Annotated in this window: 14 protein-coding genes; 5 read left to right on the top strand and 9 right to left on the bottom strand. The window is 51.8% G+C overall.

The window, feature by feature from the left end:
- Nucleotides 1–63 precede the first annotated feature (63 nt).
- Nucleotides 64–1,257: an ROK family protein gene (locus AACU94_RS03425; protein ID WP_130222051.1), complete on the top strand. Its 1,194-nt coding sequence runs from the start codon at nt 64–66 to the stop codon at nt 1,255–1,257.
- A 197-nt stretch (nt 1,258–1,454) separates the two neighbouring features.
- On the opposite strand, the gene glyA is transcribed toward AACU94_RS03425, so the two are convergent.
- Nucleotides 1,455–2,708, bottom strand: a complete 1,254-nt coding sequence (gene glyA / locus AACU94_RS03420) for a serine hydroxymethyltransferase (RefSeq protein ID WP_000919159.1) — start codon at nt 2,706–2,708, stop codon at nt 1,455–1,457.
- Nucleotides 2,709–3,038: 330 nt separating this feature from the next.
- Between glyA and hmpA the strand changes: the two genes are divergently transcribed.
- Entirely contained in the window at nt 3,039–4,229 is a 1,191-nt protein-coding gene (gene hmpA, locus AACU94_RS03415) for an NO-inducible flavohemoprotein (RefSeq protein ID WP_130214657.1), read from the top strand.
- Nucleotides 4,230–4,272: 43 nt separating this feature from the next.
- On the opposite strand, the gene glnB is transcribed toward hmpA, so the two are convergent.
- The 5 genes from glnB to purL all read right to left on the bottom strand — a co-directional run bounded on the left by glnB (nt 4,273) and on the right by purL (nt 12,784).
- Nucleotides 4,273–4,611 (bottom strand): nitrogen regulatory protein P-II, encoded by a 339-nt coding sequence (gene glnB / locus AACU94_RS03410; RefSeq protein ID WP_000717691.1) that lies wholly within the window; start codon nt 4,609–4,611, stop codon nt 4,273–4,275.
- Between the two features lie 60 nt (nt 4,612–4,671).
- Nucleotides 4,672–6,006 (bottom strand): two-component system response regulator GlrR, encoded by a 1,335-nt coding sequence (gene glrR / locus AACU94_RS03405; protein ID WP_064526171.1) that lies wholly within the window; start codon nt 6,004–6,006, stop codon nt 4,672–4,674.
- Entirely contained in the window at nt 5,996–6,709 is a 714-nt protein-coding gene (qseG, locus tag AACU94_RS03400; RefSeq protein WP_135488936.1) for a two-component system QseEF-associated lipoprotein QseG, read from the bottom strand. Before qseG ends, glrR begins: the two co-directional genes overlap by 11 nt.
- A 163-nt stretch (nt 6,710–6,872) precedes the next feature.
- Nucleotides 6,873–8,300 (bottom strand): two component system sensor histidine kinase QseE/GlrK, encoded by a 1,428-nt coding sequence (gene qseE, locus AACU94_RS03395; RefSeq protein WP_135488935.1) that lies wholly within the window; start codon nt 8,298–8,300, stop codon nt 6,873–6,875.
- 596 nt (nt 8,301–8,896) lie between these two features.
- Entirely contained in the window at nt 8,897–12,784 is a 3,888-nt protein-coding gene (purL, locus tag AACU94_RS03390; RefSeq protein ID WP_135488934.1) for a phosphoribosylformylglycinamidine synthase, read from the bottom strand.
- 257 nt (nt 12,785–13,041) lie between these two features.
- Between purL and mltF the strand changes: the two genes are divergently transcribed.
- Nucleotides 13,042–14,598 carry a membrane-bound lytic murein transglycosylase MltF gene (gene mltF, locus AACU94_RS03385; protein WP_135488933.1) on the top strand — a complete coding sequence of 519 codons (1,557 nt, stop codon included), beginning with the start codon at nt 13,042–13,044 and terminating at the stop codon, nt 14,596–14,598.
- Here the strand turns inward: mltF and tadA are convergent.
- Together tadA and yfhb are read right to left on the bottom strand one after the other, a co-directional pair.
- Nucleotides 14,595–15,098: a tRNA adenosine(34) deaminase TadA gene (gene tadA, locus AACU94_RS03380; RefSeq protein ID WP_240726430.1), complete on the bottom strand. Its 504-nt coding sequence runs from the start codon at nt 15,096–15,098 to the stop codon at nt 14,595–14,597. The genes mltF and tadA overlap by 4 nt on opposite strands.
- Before the next feature lie 57 nt (nt 15,099–15,155).
- Nucleotides 15,156–15,791 carry a phosphatidylglycerophosphatase C gene (gene yfhb, locus AACU94_RS03375; RefSeq protein WP_130214667.1) on the bottom strand — a complete coding sequence of 212 codons (636 nt, stop codon included), beginning with the start codon at nt 15,789–15,791 and terminating at the stop codon, nt 15,156–15,158.
- Between the two features lie 207 nt (nt 15,792–15,998).
- Here yfhb and AACU94_RS03370 point away from each other — a divergent pair, with 207 nt between their 5' ends.
- Both AACU94_RS03370 and yfhL read left to right on the top strand, forming a co-directional pair.
- Nucleotides 15,999–16,847 carry a MurR/RpiR family transcriptional regulator gene (locus AACU94_RS03370; protein WP_130207550.1) on the top strand — a complete coding sequence of 283 codons (849 nt, stop codon included), beginning with the start codon at nt 15,999–16,001 and terminating at the stop codon, nt 16,845–16,847.
- 55 nt (nt 16,848–16,902) lie between these two features.
- Nucleotides 16,903–17,163 (top strand): 4Fe-4S dicluster ferredoxin YfhL, encoded by a 261-nt coding sequence (gene yfhL, locus AACU94_RS03365; RefSeq protein ID WP_001196283.1) that lies wholly within the window; start codon nt 16,903–16,905, stop codon nt 17,161–17,163.
- A 193-nt stretch (nt 17,164–17,356) separates the two neighbouring features.
- Here yfhL and shoB read toward each other — a convergent pair whose 3' ends face one another.
- Entirely contained in the window at nt 17,357–17,437 is an 81-nt protein-coding gene (gene shoB, locus AACU94_RS03360; RefSeq protein WP_130214702.1) for a type I toxin-antitoxin system toxin ShoB, read from the bottom strand.
- Nucleotides 17,438–17,773: the final 336 nt, after the last annotated feature.

The raw sequence follows: 17,773 nt of genomic DNA, 5'->3' as shown, positions 1-17,773 counted from the left end.
TGAACAATCTGGCAATGTTTTCGCGGAATAATCACGCAATTAACTAAACAAGGTTTAGTGAAGATGAGAGCCTGCATTAACAATCAACAGATCCGCCACCATAACAAATGCGTGATTCTGGAACTGCTGTACCGGCAAAAGCGTGCCAACAAGTCGACGCTGGCCCGGCTGGCGCAAATTTCAATTCCGGCGGTCAGTAATATTTTGCAGGAACTGGAAAACGAAAAGCGGGTGGTGAATATCGACGATGAAAGCCAGACGCGCGGGCATAGCAGCGGCACATGGCTGATTGCGCCGGAAGGTGACTGGACGCTATGCCTGAACGTGACGCCCACCAGCATTGAGTGCCAGGTCGCTAACGCTTGTTTAAGTCCGAAAGGTGAATTTGAATATTTTCAGATTGATGCACCGACACCGCAGGCACTGCTGTCCGAAATCGAAAAATGCTGGCATCGTCATCGCAAACTGTGGCCGGGCCGCACCATCAATCTGGCGCTGGCAATCCACGGGCAGGTTGATCCGGTGACCGGCGTATCGCAAACCATGCCGCAAGCGCCGTGGACAACGCCAGTTGAGGTGAAGTATCTGCTGGAAGAGAAGCTGGGCATTCGGGTGATGGTCGATAATGACTGCGTGATGCTGGCGCTGGCGGAGAAATGGCAAAATAATTCGCAGGGACGTGATTTCTGCGTGATCAACGTTGATTACGGCATTGGCTCGTCGTTTGTGATTAACGAACAAATTTATCGCGGCAGTTTGTATGGCAGCGGGCAGATTGGTCACACCATTGTGAATCCCGATGGCGTTGCCTGCGACTGTGGACGTTATGGCTGCCTGGAAACCGTCGCCTCGTTAAGCGCATTAAAAAAACAGGCTCGAGTATGGCTAAAATCACAACCTGGCAATACTCAACTTGATCCAGAAAAACTGACTACAGCGCAATTAATCGCTGCCTGGCAGAGTGGAGAACCGTGGATCACCAGTTGGGTTGACCGCAGTGCCAATGCCATTGGTTTGAGTCTGTATAACTTCCTCAACATCCTCAATATTAATCAGATTTGGTTGTACGGTCGCAGTTGTGCCTTTGGTGAACACTGGCTTAATACCATTATTCGCCAGACAGGATTTAACCCGTTCGACCGTGACGAAGGACCGAGCGTGAAAGCGACGCAAATTGGCTTCGGGCAATTAAGCCGCGCACAACAGGTGCTGGGAATTGGCTATTTGTATGTTGAGGCACAGTTACGACAGATTTGACGGCGCGATAACGTAACAAGGCTTCCCGAAGGAAGCCTTGATGATCACAAACGTAAGATTGCCTGATGCGCTACGCTTATCAGGCCTACACGAAGATTGCAATATATTGAATTTGCAAGAATTTGTAGGCCGGACAAGGCGTTCACGCCGCATCCGGCATGAACAACGAGCACATTGTCAGCAAATCACCGTTTCGCTTACGCGTAAACCGGGTAACGTGCGCAGATGTCGAGAACTTTACCTTTGATGCGCTCGATAACGGCTTCATCATTGATGCTGTCCAGCACGTCACACATCCAGCCAGCCAGTTCTTTCGCTTCGGCTTCTTTAAAGCCGCGACGGGTAATCGCCGGAGTACCTACACGAATACCGGAGGTCACAAACGGGCTCTTCGGATCGTTCGGTACGCTGTTTTTGTTGACGGTGATGTTAGCACGGCCCAGAGCGGCGTCTGCTTCTTTACCGGTCAGGTTTTTATCAACCAGATCAACCAGGAACAGGTGGTTATCAGTACCGCCGGAAACCACTTTGTAGCCGCGTTCCAGGAACACTTCTACCATCGCTTTAGCGTTTTTAGCAACCTGCTGCTGGTAAGTTTTGAACTCAGGCTCCATCGCTTCTTTCAGCGCTACTGCTTTACCCGCAATAACGTGCATCAGCGGACCGCCCTGACCACCAGGGAAAACGGCAGAGTTCAGTTTTTTGTACAGTTCTTCGCTACCGCCTTTTGCCAGGATCAGGCCGCCGCGCGGACCCGCCAGGGTTTTGTGAGTGGTAGTAGTCACTACGTGAGCATGAGGAACCGGGTTTGGATAGACGCCAGCGGCAACCAGGCCCGCAACGTGCGCCATATCAACGAACAGGTAAGCACCGATGCTGTCAGCGATTTCACGCATTTTCGCCCAGTCAACCACGCCGGAATATGCAGAGAAACCACCGATGATCATTTTCGGCTTGTGTTCTTTGGCTTGTTTTTCCAGATCTGCGTAGTCGATATGGCCAGTTGCATCGATACCGTAAGGAACGATGTTGTACAGTTTACCGGAGAAGTTAACCGGAGAACCGTGAGTCAGGTGACCGCCATGCGCCAGGTTCATACCCAGTACGGTATCACCTGGTTCCAGCAGCGCGGTGTAGACCGCAAAGTTAGCCTGGGAGCCGGAGTGCGGCTGGACGTTAGCGTAGTCAGCGCCGAACAGCTCTTTCGCACGATCGATCGCCAGTTGTTCAACGATATCAACATACTCGCAACCGCCGTAGTAGCGCTTGCCCGGATAACCTTCAGCATATTTGTTGGTCAGCTGAGAACCCTGCGCCTGCATTACGCGCGGGCTGGTGTAGTTTTCGGAGGCGATCAGTTCGATGTGCTCTTCCTGACGTACTTTTTCCTGCTCCATAGCCTGCCACAGTTCGGCATCATAATCGGCAATGTTCATTTCACGCTTTAACATCCGCATCTCCTGACTCAGCTAACAATAAAATTTTTTCGCCTAATTTTGGCGGTCCTGATGGACAACGGCGAACAGTATAACCGAATCATTGTGCGATAACAGGTCTTGACAAAGGAATTTACGCAAACGATTACCTTCAAGCTGTGCAAGGCTTTGGAGAATAAAGGGCCTGCAACCGGAAACGGATTTCTTTTCAGGTTTGTGATGCAAATTTTTCACTTCATCACATTCTTGATGAAAAACACCAAAAGAACCATTTACAGTGCAGGGCTATTTTTTATAAGATGCATTTGAGATACATTAATTAAGATGCAAAAAAAGGAAGACCATATGCTTGACGCTCAAACCATCGCTACAGTAAAAGCCACCATCCCTTTACTGGTGGAAACAGGGCCAAAGTTAACCGCCCATTTCTACGACCGTATGTTTACTCATAACCCAGAACTCAAAGAAATTTTTAACATGAGTAACCAGCGTAATGGCGATCAACGTGAAGCCCTGTTTAACGCGATTGCCGCCTACGCCAGTAATATTGAAAACCTGCCTGCGCTGCTGCCAGCGGTAGAAAAAATCGCGCAGAAGCACACCAGTTTCCAGATCAAACCGGAACAGTACAACATCGTTGGCGAACACCTGTTGGCGACGCTGGACGAAATGTTCAGCCCGGGCCAGGAAGTGCTGGACGCGTGGGGTAAAGCCTATGGCGTACTGGCTAATGTATTTATCAATCGCGAGGCGGAAATCTATAACGAAAACGCCAGCAAAGCCGGTGGCTGGGAAGGTACTCGCGATTTCCGCATTGTGGCTAAAACACCGCGCAGCGCACTGATCACCAGCTTCGAACTGGAGCCGGTCGACGGTGGCGCAGTGGCAGAATACCGTCCGGGACAATATCTCGGCGTCTGGCTGAAACCAGAAGGTTTCCCGCATCAGGAAATTCGTCAGTACTCTTTGACTCGTAAACCTGATGGCAAAGGCTATCGTATTGCGGTGAAACGCGAAGATGGCGGGCAGGTATCCAACTGGCTGCACAATCACGCCAACGTTGGCGATGTCGTGAAGCTGGTAGCTCCGGCGGGTGATTTCTTTATGGATGTGACAGATGACACGCCGGTAACACTGATCTCTGCGGGTGTAGGGCAAACGCCAATGCTGGCAATGCTCGATACGCTGGCAAAAGCAGGCCATAACGCCCAGGTAAACTGGTTCCACGCGGCAGAAAATGGCGATGTTCACGCCTTTGCTGATGAAGTTAAGGAACTGGGGCAAGCACTACCGCGCTTTACCGCACATACCTGGTATCGCCAGCCGAGCGAAGCCGATCGCGCTAAAGGTCAGTTTGATAGCGAAGGTCTGATGGATTTGAGCAAACTGGAAGGTGCGTTCAGCGATCCGGCCATGCAGTTCTATCTCTGCGGTCCGGTTGGCTTCATGCAGTTTGCCGCGAAACAGTTAGTGGACCTGGGTGTGAAGCAGGAAAACATTCATTACGAATGCTTTGGCCCGCATAAAGTGCTGTGATTTGATGTTGCCGGATGGAGACATCCGGCAACCCTGACGCGGTTTAAATCGCCGCGTCGTCCTCTTCGCCGGTACGGATACGAATGACCCGTGCCACGTCGAAGACGAAGATTTTACCGTCACCGATTTTGCCGGTTTGCGCCGTACGAATAATCGTGTCTACGCAGATATCGACAATGTCGTCCGGCACGACGATCTCAATTTTCACCTTCGGCAGAAAATCCACCATATATTCCGCACCGCGATACAGCTCAGTGTGGCCTTTCTGGCGCCCAAAGCCTTTCACTTCGGTCACGGTCATGCCGGTAATACCGACTTCGGCCAGTGCTTCACGGACATCGTCCAGCTTGAAGGGTTTAATAATCGCATCAATCTTTTTCATGCTATTCCTTGAAAAGGTCGCCTGTCTTTTGATCTGCTAAACGTAACACATTACACCGATTCATTCCTTGAAATCGTTTGCATCCAGCTCGTGTCGGGAAAGCAGTTTATAAAATTCTGTCCGGTTGCGCCCCGCCATTCTCGCCGCGTGGGTGACGTTGCCTTTGGTGATTTGCAGCAACTTGCGCAAGTAATTGAGTTCAAACTGGTTACGTGCCTCAACAAAGGTGGGCAGCGCCGTGTTTTCGCCCTCCAGCGCCTGCTCTACTAATGCATCGCTAATCACCGGAGATGAGGTCAGCGCCACGCACTGTTCAATCACGTTGACCAACTGGCGCACATTTCCCGGCCAGCTGGCAGTCATCAGGCGTTTCATCGCATCGGTGGAGAACGCGCGGACAAACGGCTTATGTCGCTCTGCCGCCTGGCGCAATAAGTGGTTTGCCAGTAGCGGAATGTCTTCCGTGCGCTCCGCCAGTGCCGGAATTTTAAGGCTGACGACATTGAGGCGGTAATAGAGATCTTCGCGGAATTCCCCGCGCGCCATCGCTTTTGGTAAGTCGCGGTGGGTCGCAGAAATAATCCGCACGTCGATATCAATATCGCGGTTACTGCCCAGCGGACGGACTTTTCGCTCCTGCAATACGCGCAGCAATTTGACCTGCAAAGGTGCGGGCATATCGCCAATCTCATCGAGAAACAGCGTACCGCCTTCCGCCGCCTGGAATAAACCTTCGCGATTGCTGACAGCACCAGTAAACGCGCCGCGTGCATGACCAAACAGTTCCGACTCCAGCAACTGCTCGGGCAATGCGCCACAGTTAATAGCAATAAATGGTTTGCTGTTACGCGGGCTGGCGTTGTGGATAGCCTGGGCAAAAATCTCTTTCCCGGTGCCGCTCTGACCGTTAATCAAAACGCTAACGTCTGATTGCGCCACCAGCCGGGCCTGTTCCAGCAAGCGCAGCATCAGCGGGCTGCGAGTGACAATCGCCTCGCGCCAACGTTCGTCGGTGGCTGGGGCAGATTGCTCCAGCGCATCGTCAATTGCCTGATATAGCGCGTCTTTATCGACGGGCTTAGTGAGGAAACTAAACACGCCCTGCTGTGTCGCGGCAACGGCATCGGGAATAGAACCATGCGCGGTAAGGATGATTACCGGCATACCTGGCTGCACTTTCTGGATTTCAGCAAACAGTTGCATACCATCCATTTCATCCATCCGCAGGTCGCTGATGACTAAATCCACTTTTTCACGATTCAGTATCCGCAGCCCCTCGGCACCACTTTCTGCCGTGACCACGCTGTAGCCTTCGCTGGTCAGGCGCAGGCCAAGTAATTTCAGTAATCCCGGATCGTCATCGACCAATAATAAATGCGCAGGTTTATGGCTCATCAGGGGTGACCTCATTGGTGGATGGCGCGTTTTTTTCACTCTCGTGCGGCGTGTCCGGTGGGAAATTTCCGGCCGGTTTGCGAGTCGAGAGTTGGCGTTCAATATCCGTCAGGTTCTCCAGCTTGCGGGTGGTAAGTTCCAGTTGTTGCTGTAGAACGTGATGCTGCTGGCGCAGGGCGTCCAGTTCGCTGTCGCTGGATTGCTGGAGTTTACTGTAACGTAGGCGCTCTTCCGCCAGTTGCAGTTGCAGCGCCTGTCCGTCGCGCCAGAGTTGATACAACGGGCGAACCTGCGCCGGGATCTCAGTACTTAACGCATCAATGCGCGCGACCAGTTGGCGGCGCTCAAAAGGCGTGATTTTGGCATCGGCAAGCAAAATCCCCTGCTTGAAGGTATTTTGCCAGCAGCCATCACCATACTTGCGCGCTTCCTGACGCGACTGCGCTGGCATTAAGCGGTTGGCGCAATCCATCGCCCGTAGCCAGTAAAGCGGGTTAGTTTCAGTTGATTTACCTTGCAGCGCCCAGATGTCGCTACATTCAGTAGGAAGATAATCAGCCAGTTGATAAACCGGGATTTTTTCTTCTACTGGCGCATTAATGGCTGGATTATTGTGATTCTGCACGCAGCCCAGCAGCGCCAGACAAGGCACCCCCGCCAGCCACAGCCGTCGGGATAAAAATCGTTGAAAAATGTGTCGCATATTCACCAGACTCAGAGCCTATCCCAGTGGGCGTAATTGTTGCAGGCAGTTTGGACACGGACAGCGCGGAGAAACCGGAGCGTACACGTAGTACGTGAGGATTTCGAGCACTGCCCGGGGCCGAACTGGCAAATAAAATAGCCTGATGGGATAGGCCTTAACATTATTTCGTGTTTTTCGACGAAGGCAATTCAATGCGGAAGCAAACGTCTTGCCCGCTCTCGTCGACCAGATACAGTTCCCCCTGCATACGGCGAATACAATCCCTGGCAATGCTTAATCCCAGACCGCTCCCCTTCACCGCCCCTTTTCGCTGGTGACTTCCCTGAAAAAAGGGTTCGAAGATCATGGCGCGTTCCTCTTGCGGAATGGGTGTGCCTGTATTGATGACATCAATATAAACCCGTGCGCCATGTAAACTGCTGCGAAGGCAAATGTTACCGGATTCAGCCCCGTAGTGCACCGCATTGGAGTAAAGATTATCCAGCACACTCATCAGCAGCATGGGTTCCGCCAGGCATGCTGTTGCCTTGAGATCGACGTCGGTATGCATCATTTTAGTCCGAGCTGGCAGGCTGTGAGCGGAAACTACCGTCTCCACCAACGGTGCTAAGTCAACATTCTCCAGTTCCACCGCGCCATCTGCCTGTTTACGGTTGTAATCAAGCAGTTGTTCTATCAGTTTTTGCAAATTGCGGCTGCTGCTGTCGAGGATGCTTACCACCTCTTTTTGCTCTGGCGTAAGCGGCCCGACAACCTGGTCAGCCAGTAATTCAGTGCCCTCGCGCATACTCGCCAGTGGCGTTTTTAATTCATGAGATAAATGTCTTAAAAATTGATGGCGCTGGGATTCCAGCCATGACAGACGTTCACTTAACCAAAGAATACGTTGCCCTACCGAGCGTAACTCGCTCGGTCCACTAAACGAGACGCTATTACCCAGTGAGCGTCCTTCCCCCAGACGGTTGATCATCCGCTCGATATTTTTCACCGGACCAATAATCATTCGGGTGAAAAGCAGCACCATTATCAGACTCACCAGAAACAACACCAGTGACTGCCAGCCGAAATACTGTCCGCGTTCGGCTATCTCTCGCTGGAGTTGCTGCCCGCGTGAAAACACCACGGTGCGCGTGGCCTGTACCATTTCGGCATTGGCATTGGCAAAGGCTTCCAGACGCGCGGCAGCCGCCGCATCCGGCCCGCTGTTGTTACATTGTAATTGGGCGAGATTGTTCAAGTCCTGACGCAATGCCTGGTAAAGTTTATCGTCCGGCAGCACGCCAGCGTGGGCATCGAGCATTTCGCTGTAACGTTTACGCTGGCTTTGATAGACCTTCGCCAGGGTTGAGTCGTCCAGCACGCAATACTGACGGTAGCTACGCTCCATCTCCAGTGCCGCATTAGTCATTGCCTCACTGCGCCGGGCGTCAATAAGCGTTGTGCGATTGACCAGCGCCGCCTGATCGCTAAGCGCATTAAGGCTTTGCCAGGCTTGCCATGCCAGTACCAGCAGAGGCAGCAGAATCAGCAAGAATGCCAGCATGACTAATTGTCGTAATGAGCGGGGAAAAACGGGCCAGCGTTTCAAGGTGTTACTCTCGTCAGACGCGAATAGCCTGATGCTAACCGAGGGGGAGTTCAGATACAACAAAGCCGGGAATTACCCGGCTTTGTTGTGGAATAAGGCGGTGCCTAACTCGACGTTTCGCCCGATGGTTGATATAGCTACGCTGATATCAGAAGTTGGACGGCAGGCACCTTGTTGTGCGTCATTCGAATTTTATGTAGCACGTCCCGAAGGGGCTGACATAAGTGGGTGAATGAGCCACTGGTTATTATTATGCAGTAACTGTGCCAATAAATAAAATGGTTTGATAACGTACTGATAAAACATAGCTTTAATGAATTAATGGCTGTTCCACTGATTGGCTATAAATCAGCCAGTGTGTCGCTTAAAAGAGACGCCCAAAGCTTAAATTATTCGTTTTAAATTAAATCAATAAGTTATATGTCACCTATAAGCGACACGGCAAACCACCCATTGTCGTGATTTACAGACACAAAAAAAGCTCCCGGAGTTGGGAGCTTATAATTGTTGGCTAAGTGGTTGTGTGTAATGCCGGATGCGGCGTGAAAGCCTTATCCGGCCTACAAAACAATGGGTTGCGTGGAATTTCCGCAGCCTTACCCCAGCTGCTTACGCGCATTACGGAAAATACGCATCCATGGGCCATCCTCGCCCCAGTTTTCCGGATGCCAGGAGTTGCTGACAGTACGGAAAACACGTTCCGGATGCGGCATCATAATGGTGACTCGACCGCTTTCAGTCGTGACCGCCGTGATGCCATTCGGAGAACCGTTCGGGTTAGCCGGGTAGGTTTCGGTGACTTTGCCGAAATTATCGACATAGCGCAGCGCAACCAGCCCTTTGCTTTCCAGTGCCGCCAGATGCGCCGCGTCGCGTACTTCAACGCGCCCTTCACCGTGAGACACAGCAATCGGCATCTGCGAGCCCACCATCCCCTGCAACAGCAGAGACGGGCTTTGGGTCACTTCAACCAGGCTGAAACGCGCTTCAAAGCGATCGGAGGTGTTACGCACGAAACGAGGCCACAGCTCGCTACCTGGGATCAGCTCACGCAGATTAGACATCATCTGGCAACCGTTACATACCCCCAGCGCCAGCGTTTGCGGACGATGGAAGAAGGTTGCAAACTCATCGCGTACACGGTTGTTGAACAGAATAGACTTCGCCCAACCTTCACCGGCACCCAGCACATCACCGTAGGAGAAACCACCGCACGCGACCAGGGCGTGGAAATCCTCCAGACCAGTGCGTCCAGCCAGCAGATCGCTCATATGCACGTCGATAGCGTCGAAGCCCGCACGATGGAAAGCTGCCGCCATTTCAACATGCGAGTTCACGCCTTGCTCACGCAGTACGGCAACTTTCGGGCGCGCGCCAGTAGCGATAAACGGAGCTGCTACATCTTCGTTAATATCGAACGACAGTTTCACATTCAGGCCCGGATCGGCGTCGTTGGATTTCGCCTGATGTTCCTGATCGGCACACTCCGGGTTGTCACGCAGGCGCTGCATCTGCCAGGTGGTTTCCGCCCACCAGACTCGCAGCGTAGTGCGGCTTTCGCTGTATACCGACTGCCCGTTGGCGGTAATCACAAAACGGTCACCGGAAACCGCCTGGCCGACATAATGGACGCAATCAGCAAGCCCATGCTGTGCCAGTACCGCTTCGACCGCTTCACGGTCAGCGGCACGAACCTGAATCACCGCTCCCAGTTCTTCGTTAAACAACGCCGCCAGGTGATCGTCGCCCAGAGAGGCGATATCCGCTTCAATGCCGCAATGACCGGCAAATGCCATTTCCGCCAGCGTTACCAGCAGGCCACCGTCAGAGCGGTCGTGGTACGCGAGCAGCTTACGCTGTGCAACCAGCGCCTGAATCGCGTCATAGAAGCCTTTCAGTTGCGCGACGTCGCGCACATCAGCCGGTTTGTCGCCAAGCTGACGATAAACCTGCGCCAGCGCCGTTGCGCCCAGCGCATTATTGCCAAGGCCCAAATCAATCAGCAGCAGTGCGTTATCTTCGGTAGAAAGCTGCGGCGTGATGGTGTGACGCACATCTTCCACGCGGGCAAATGCAGAAATAACCAGCGACAGCGGCGAGGTCATTTCGCGCTCTTCGTTACCTTCCTGCCAGCGGGTTTTCATCGACATAGAGTCTTTACCCACCGGGATCGTCAGGCCCAGCGCCGGACAAAGCTCTTCGCCCACAGCTTTAACGGCTTCATACAGGCCCGCATCTTCACCAGGGTGACCTGCCGCCGCCATCCAGTTGGCGGAAAGTTTAATGCGTTTGATATCGCCAATCTGTGTTGCGGCAATATTGGTTAACGCTTCACCGACCGCCAGACGGGCAGAGGCGGCGAAATCCAGCAGTGCAACTGGCGCACGTTCGCCAATTGCCATCGCTTCACCGTAGTAGCTGTCGAGGCTGGCAGTAGTGACCGCACAGTTAGCGACCGGCACCTGCCACGGGCCAACCATCTGATCGCGCGCCACCATGCCGGTTACGCTACGGTCGCCAATGGTAACGAGGAAGGTTTTCTCCGCCACGGTCGGCAGATGCAGCACACGTTTCACCGCGTCAGCAATGGTGATCCCTTCACGGGCCAGCGCATCGCCTTTCGCTTTCAGCGTTTGCACATCGCGGGTCATCTTCGGCGTTTTGCCCAGCAGTACGTCCAGCGGTAGATCGATTGGCTGATTATCAAAATGACGATCGTGCAGAGAAAGATGCAGTTCTTCGGTCGCTTCACCAATCACCGCGTATGGCGCGCGTTCACGCTTACACAGTTCGTCAAACAGCGGTAACTGATCGGCAGCAACTGCCAGCACGTAGCGTTCCTGGGATTCGTTACACCAGATTTCCAGCGGGCTCATGCCCGGTTCGTCGCTCAGGATATCGCGCAGTTCAAATTTACCGCCGCGCCCGCCGTCGCTCACCAGTTCCGGCATGGCGTTAGAAAGACCGCCTGCGCCAACGTCGTGGATAAACAGGATTGGGTTGGCATCACCAAGTTGCCAGCAACGGTCGATCACTTCCTGGCAGCGACGCTCCATCTCCGGGTTGTCGCGCTGTACGGAAGCAAAGTCGAGGTCGGCATCAGATTGACCAGACGCCATAGAAGACGCCGCGCCGCCGCCAAGACCGATATTCATTGCCGGGCCGCCGAGAACGACCAGCTTCGCACCAACGTTGATCTCGCCTTTTTGTACGTGATCGGCGCGAATGTTGCCGATCCCGCCCGCCAGCATGATCGGTTTGTGATAACCGCGCAGCTCTTCGCCGTTGTGGCTGTTCACTTTTTCTTCATAAGTACGGAAGTAGCCGTTCAGCGCCGGACGACCAAATTCGTTGTTAAATGCCGCGCCGCCCAGCGGACCTTCGGTCATGATGTCCAGCGCGGTGACAATGCGCTCAGGCTTACCGAAATCTTCCTCCCACGGCTGTTCGAAGCCAGGAATTCGCAGGTTGGAAACGGAGAAACCAACCAGACCGGCTTTCGGCTTCGCGCCGCGCCCGGTGGCACCTTCATCGCGGATTTCACCGCCGGAACCGGTCGCCGCGCCCGGCCACGGAGAAATTGCCGTCGGGTGGTTGTGAGTTTCGACTTTCATCAGAATATGCGCCGGTTCCTGATGGAAATCGTAGCGGCCCGTTTCGTGGTCAGCAAAGTAGCGGCCCACTTCAGAACCTTCCATCACCGCGGCGTTATCTTTATACGCAGAGAGAACGTGATCCGGCGTGGTTTCGAAGGTATTTTTGATCATCTTGAACAGCGATTTCGGCTGCTGTTCACCGTCGATAATCCAGTCGGCGTTAAAAATTTTGTGGCGGCAGTGCTCAGAGTTCGCCTGGGCGAACATATACAGCTCGATGTCGTTCGGGTTACGACCAAGCTTTGTGAAAGCATCTTGCAGATAGTCAATTTCATCTTCCGCCAGTGCCAGGCCAAGACGCAGGTTAGCGTCGATCAGCGCCTGGCGGCCCTGCCCCAGTAAATCAACGCTGGTGACTGGAGTCGGTTGATGATGCGCAAACAGCTGCTCTGCATCATCTAAAGCAAAAAAGACCGTTTCCATCATGCGGTCGTGCAGTTCAGCGGTAACCTGCTGCCACTGTTCATTGGTCAGCGTACCGGCTTCTATATAGTAAGCAACGCCGCGCTCAAGGCGGTTTACCTGTTGCAGCCCGCAGTTATGAGCGATATCGGTCGCTTTCGAAGACCAGGGAGAGATGGTGCCAGGACGCGGGGTCACCAGCAGTAATTTGCCTTCCGGGGCATGGCTGGCGAGTGCCGGACCATATTTCAACAGGCGTTCAAGTTGCGCGTGCGCTTCTTCGTTTAACGGCGCATTGAGGTCAGCAAAATGGACATACTCGGCGTAAATGTTGTGAACCGGGAGCCTGGCAGCCTGAAAACGCGCCAGCAGTTTATTGATTCGGAATGCCGACAGTGCAGGCGAACCACGCAGAATTTCCATCATAAGTCTCTCGTCTTCTAAGCTTTCGGTGTACCCAAGGGGGGGAAACGGGCGTCATTATAAAGAATCTGATGCGCTGACGAAACCGTTTGCGTGGAAATAAAATCACCATCGTGAATTAGCAACGCGTGCCGCCAATGGCTGTAATAAGTTGCCAACTGGCACAGGTTTACGCAAAATGCCGCTCATTGATGATTATACCTTTGTTTAGCATATCGTTTTTTCAAGCCAGGACACGAACGACACAGAGAATTAACTAATTGAAAAAATTAAAGATTAATTATCTGTTCATTGGCATTCTGGCACTGCTTCTTGCGGTAGCTCTCTGGCCGTCTATTCCGTGGTTTGGTAAAGCCGACAACCGTATCGCCGCCATTCAAGCGCGGGGAGAATTGCGCGTGAGCACCATTCATACTCCCCTCACCTGGAATGAGATTAACGGTAACTCTTCCGGGCTGGATTATGAGTTGGCCAAACAATTTGCCGACTACCTCGGTGTGAAACTGAAAGTGACCGTACGGCAGAATATCAGCCAGTTGTTTGACGATCTCGACAACGGCAACGCCGATCTGCTGGCAGCAGGTCTGGTTTATAACAGTGAGCGGGTAAAAAACTATCAGCCTGGTCCTACCTATTATTCCGTTTCACAACAACTGGTTTACAAAGTGGGTCAATATCGCCCACGCACGCTGGGCAATTTGACGGCGGAACAGCTCTCCATCGCACCAGGACACGTCGTCGTTAACGATCTACAAAGACTGAAAGAAACTAAATTCCCGGATTTAAGCTGGAAGGTGGACGACAAAAAAGGCTCAGCGGAATTACTGGAAGATGTCATCGGAGGTAAGCTGGATTACACCATTGCTGATTCTGTCGCCATCAGCCTGTTCCAGCGAGTTCACCCGGAACTCGCCGTGGCACTCGATATCACCGATGAACAACCAGTGACCTGGTTTAGCCAGTTAGATGACGATAATACCCTTTCCGCAGCTCTGCTCGACTTCTTCAACAAAATGAATGAGGACGGCACGCTGGCACGCATTGAAGAGAAATACCTGGGGCATGGCGATGATTTTGATTATGTCGATACACGCACATTTTTACGCGCCGTCGATGCGGTGCTGCCACAATTAAAACCTTTGTTTGAGAAATACGCCGAGGAAATTGACTGGCGTTTGCTGGCGGCTATTGCTTACCAGGAATCACATTGGGACGCGCAGGCCACCTCGCCAACCGGTGTGCGTGGCATGATGATGTTGACCAAAAATACCGCGCAAAGCCTGGGCATTACCGATCGTACCGATGCTGAACAAAGCATCAGCGGCGGCGCGCGTTATTTGCATGATATGATGAGTAAAGTGCCGGAAAGCGTGCCAGAAAATGAACGGATTTGGTTTGCGCTCGCCGCTTACAATATGGGTTATGCGCATATGCTGGATGCTCGCGCCCTGACGGCAAAAACCAAAGGTAATCCAGATAGCTGGACCGATGTTAAACAACGTCTGCCTTTACTTAGCCAGAAACCCTATTACAGCAAGCTGACTTACGGTTATGCGCGGGGACATGAAGCTTACGCCTATGTCGAGAATATCCGTAAGTATCAGATTAGTCTGGTGGGGTATCTGCAAGAGAAAGAAAAGCAGGCAACAGAAGCGGCGATGCAACTGGCTCAGGATTATCCGGCAGTGTCGCCAACAGAATTGAGTAAAGGGAAATTTCCTTTTCTCTCGTTTCTTTCACAGTCGTCATCTAACTATCTGACACACTCCCCTTCGCTGCTGTTTTCCAGGAAGGGAAGTGAAAAGAAGCAAAATTAATCCGTAGAAGATTGCGCTTTTTTCTGCGCTTTGATTTCCTGACGGCGCATGCGAAAGAAGTCGCTGAGCAGCGCTGCACACTCTTCTGCCAATATCCCTTCCGTGATTTCCACCCGGTGATTCATGCCCGGATGGTGCAACACATCCATTAATGAGCCGGCAGCCCCCGTTTTCGCATCACGTGCACCAAAAACTACACGACCAATCCGGCTGTGAATCATCGCTCCGGCGCACATCACACACGGCTCCAGCGTGACATATAATGTGGCGTCGATCAGGCGATAATTTTGCATCACCAGACCGCCCTGACGCAGGGCCATGATTTCAGCGTGCGCGGTAGGATCATGCCGACCAATCGGACGATTCCAGCCCTCGCCGATTGCCCGGTTGTTATGCACTAATACCGCGCCGACCGGTACTTCCCGCTCGTCCCAGGCACGCTTTGCCAGCGTCATGGCATGGCGCATCCAGTATTCGTGACTAAATTCGACTTCAGACAAAAAGAAAACTCCGGTTATAAAAGCGCGGCGCATTATACACGGACGCTATGCTTTACTCTATTCCAGTTGCTGGAGTTCACCGCGCGGGGTTACTCGCCAACGATGCTGGCAGAAATAAAGCAGCGGGTTGTCCTGATTACTGTCGCTGTAACCACTGTACAACCGCAGTGGCGTGCCGATTTTGCGTTCCAGTTGCGCGACCTTCTCATGCCCGAGGCAACGCATTGTCAATACCCAGCCGCCATAACCACGCTGAATTTGGCTGGCAATAAGATTCACCCGCGGTAACCAGGGCGTATCGAAATAGACCGCTTCAACCAGCGGCTGTGGAGAACCGGTAATCAACCAGATATCAGCATCGGAACTGAGCAAGTAGGTGGTCAGGCGCTCTTGCACCAGCGGAAAGGCAGTCACATTGTCGCGAAACCAGTGTACAAAATCGGCTTGTAATGCCTGTAAACGCGCTTCGCTGTGACCAAAAGTGCATCCCCACAATAGCAGACTCATCGGCCAGCGCGCAGCACGGCCTTTTATCAATAATGCCATGACAATAACCGGCAATAGCGGCAGGACAAGCAGTGTATTCAGCGGTTGGCGACGCAGTAAGTAGCGCAGAAAACTACCGAACATATCCTGTTGATGCAATGTTCCATCTAAGTCAAAAAACACCACACGACGCTCGTGAGTTGCCAAACCATACTCCTCTGGACTGAAACATCCTGATTAATCATCGCTACTACATAGCCTAACAGATAGATCATCACTTTTCCGGCAACAATCTACCGTATAATGCTGAATGGAATTTTTAATTCATAGATCTTACAAGCTATGGAATATAATATTCACTCGCTTGTGTCTCATATTGCCTGTTGTCGCCATTATTTTATCGCGAGGAAAGATATGAACGGCTTACTTCGTATTCGTCAGCGTTACCAGCAGCTTGCCCAGAGTGATAAAAAACTGGCGGACTATCTCCTGCTACAACCTGATACGGCGCGCCATTTAAGTTCGCAGCAATTGGCCAACGAAGCTGGTGTCAGTCAATCCAGCGTAGTGAAATTCGCACAAAAACTCGGCTATAAAGGTTTTCCAGCCTTAAAACTGGCGTTAAGCGAAGCTCTGGCGAGCCAGCCGGAATCCCCTTCTGTCCCCATTCATAACCAAATTCGCGGTGATGATCCGCTGCGACTGGTGGGTGAAAAACTCATAAAAGAAAACACGGCTGCCATGTATGCGACACTGAACGTTAACAGTGAAGAGAAATTGCATGAATGCGTGGTGATGCTGCGTTCTGCGAGGCGGATTATTTTGACTGGCATTGGCGCTTCGGGTCTGGTAGCGCAAAACTTTGCCTGGAAACTGATGAAGATTGGTTTCAATGCTGCCGCAGAACGCGATATGCATGCGTTGCTCGCTACTGTACAGGCATCTTCACCGGACGACCTGTTATTAGCCATCTCTTACACTGGTGTACGACGTGAGTTAAATCTCGCGGCAGATGAGATGCTGCGCGTGGGTGGAAAGGTGCTGGCAATTACCGGTTTCACGCCGAATGCTCTGCAACAACGAGCGTCCCACTGCCTGTATACTATTGCCGAAGAACAGGCGACGAATAGTGCATCGATCTCCGCTTGTCATGCTCAGGGAATGCTAACAGATTTGCTGTTCATTGCGCTAATCCAGCAGGACCTGGAACTGGCGCCTGAGCGCATTCGCCACAGCGAAGCACTGGTGAAAAAACTGGTTTGAGCAAAGAATGCGCGTATAATGCCCGCCCGGTTTGTGTTGTTTTGAGAGTTTCCTTATGGCGCTGTTAATCACTAAAAAATGCATCAATTGTGATATGTGTGAACCTGAATGCCCGAATGAGGCGATTTCAATGGGAGATCATATCTACGAGATTAACAGCGATAAGTGTACCGAATGCGTAGGTCACTACGAGACGCCAACCTGCCAGAAGGTGTGTCCGATCCCTAATACTATTGTGAAAGATCCGGCGCATGTCGAGACAGAAGAGCAGTTGTGGGATAAATTTGTGCTAATGCATCACGCAGATAAAATTTAATATTCTGATCTGGAAGTAGAGTATTAATTATTTATAGACAAAAGCTTAACGCTATTATATTTATTCAAATGATGACAACAGCATAATCATTCACCAAATGAATTCATATAATATCTGCGCAGACATTTATTTATAATTATTAAAGGCGCGCCTGGCTGGTTAACCTGACGCGCCTTAAGTACGTTTCCTTGTGTTATAAGAACAGAAGGATCAGCTGTAAAACAGCAATGATGACTTTAATGACCCGTTTAAACAGGTATCGACAATCAGTCATTCGTTTTTCCTTAAACAAGGAATGCAGCTGTTCAGATTAGCCCTTACATCTCCCCAAAACTGAACGTGCGAGTTATTGAGGATACATGCTGCACTCCACACCAGAGCTTTGACGACACCACTCGTTTCAATGGGGGAATTCAGTGGCATGGTGTAAAGCACAGCAAAATCGCCAATAACGAAGCCAATTTTAATGTACTTACGAATTTGCAGTCACGTTAATATTTCCATCAATATCGCTTTCTTCGTAAAGGCTCGAGTTTTTATGATAAAGATTGCAAGTTGCTTGTAAAAGATAACCACCCTGATCCATAATCGCTGTTGTTGAGGGTGCATG

This window comes from Escherichia sp. E4702, from assembly GCF_963883545.1.
In the GTDB taxonomy this organism is placed as follows: Bacteria; Pseudomonadota; Gammaproteobacteria; order Enterobacterales; family Enterobacteriaceae; genus Escherichia.
Note: the sequence above shows the minus strand (reverse complement) of the source record. Positions and strands in the feature narration are given on the sequence as shown.

Coding starts and splice junctions, on each gene's coding strand:
- AACU94_RS03425 (WP_130222051.1), top strand. CDS start 64: ATGAGAGCCTGCATTAACAATCAACAGATCCGCCACCATAACAAATGC.
- glyA (WP_000919159.1), bottom strand. CDS start 2,708: ATGTTAAAGCGTGAAATGAACATTGCCGATTATGATGCCGAACTGTGG.
- hmpA (WP_130214657.1), top strand. CDS start 3,039: ATGCTTGACGCTCAAACCATCGCTACAGTAAAAGCCACCATCCCTTTA.
- glnB (WP_000717691.1), bottom strand. CDS start 4,611: ATGAAAAAGATTGATGCGATTATTAAACCCTTCAAGCTGGACGATGTC.
- glrR (WP_064526171.1), bottom strand. CDS start 6,006: ATGAGCCATAAACCTGCGCATTTATTATTGGTCGATGACGATCCGGGA.
- qseG (WP_135488936.1), bottom strand. CDS start 6,709: ATGCGACACATTTTTCAACGATTTTTATCCCGACGGCTGTGGCTGGCG.
- purL (WP_135488934.1), bottom strand. CDS start 12,784: ATGATGGAAATTCTGCGTGGTTCGCCTGCACTGTCGGCATTCCGAATC.
- AACU94_RS03370 (WP_130207550.1), top strand. CDS start 15,999: ATGAACGGCTTACTTCGTATTCGTCAGCGTTACCAGCAGCTTGCCCAG.
- yfhL (WP_001196283.1), top strand. CDS start 16,903: ATGGCGCTGTTAATCACTAAAAAATGCATCAATTGTGATATGTGTGAA.
- shoB (WP_130214702.1), bottom strand. CDS start 17,437: ATGACTGATTGTCGATACCTGTTTAAACGGGTCATTAAAGTCATCATT.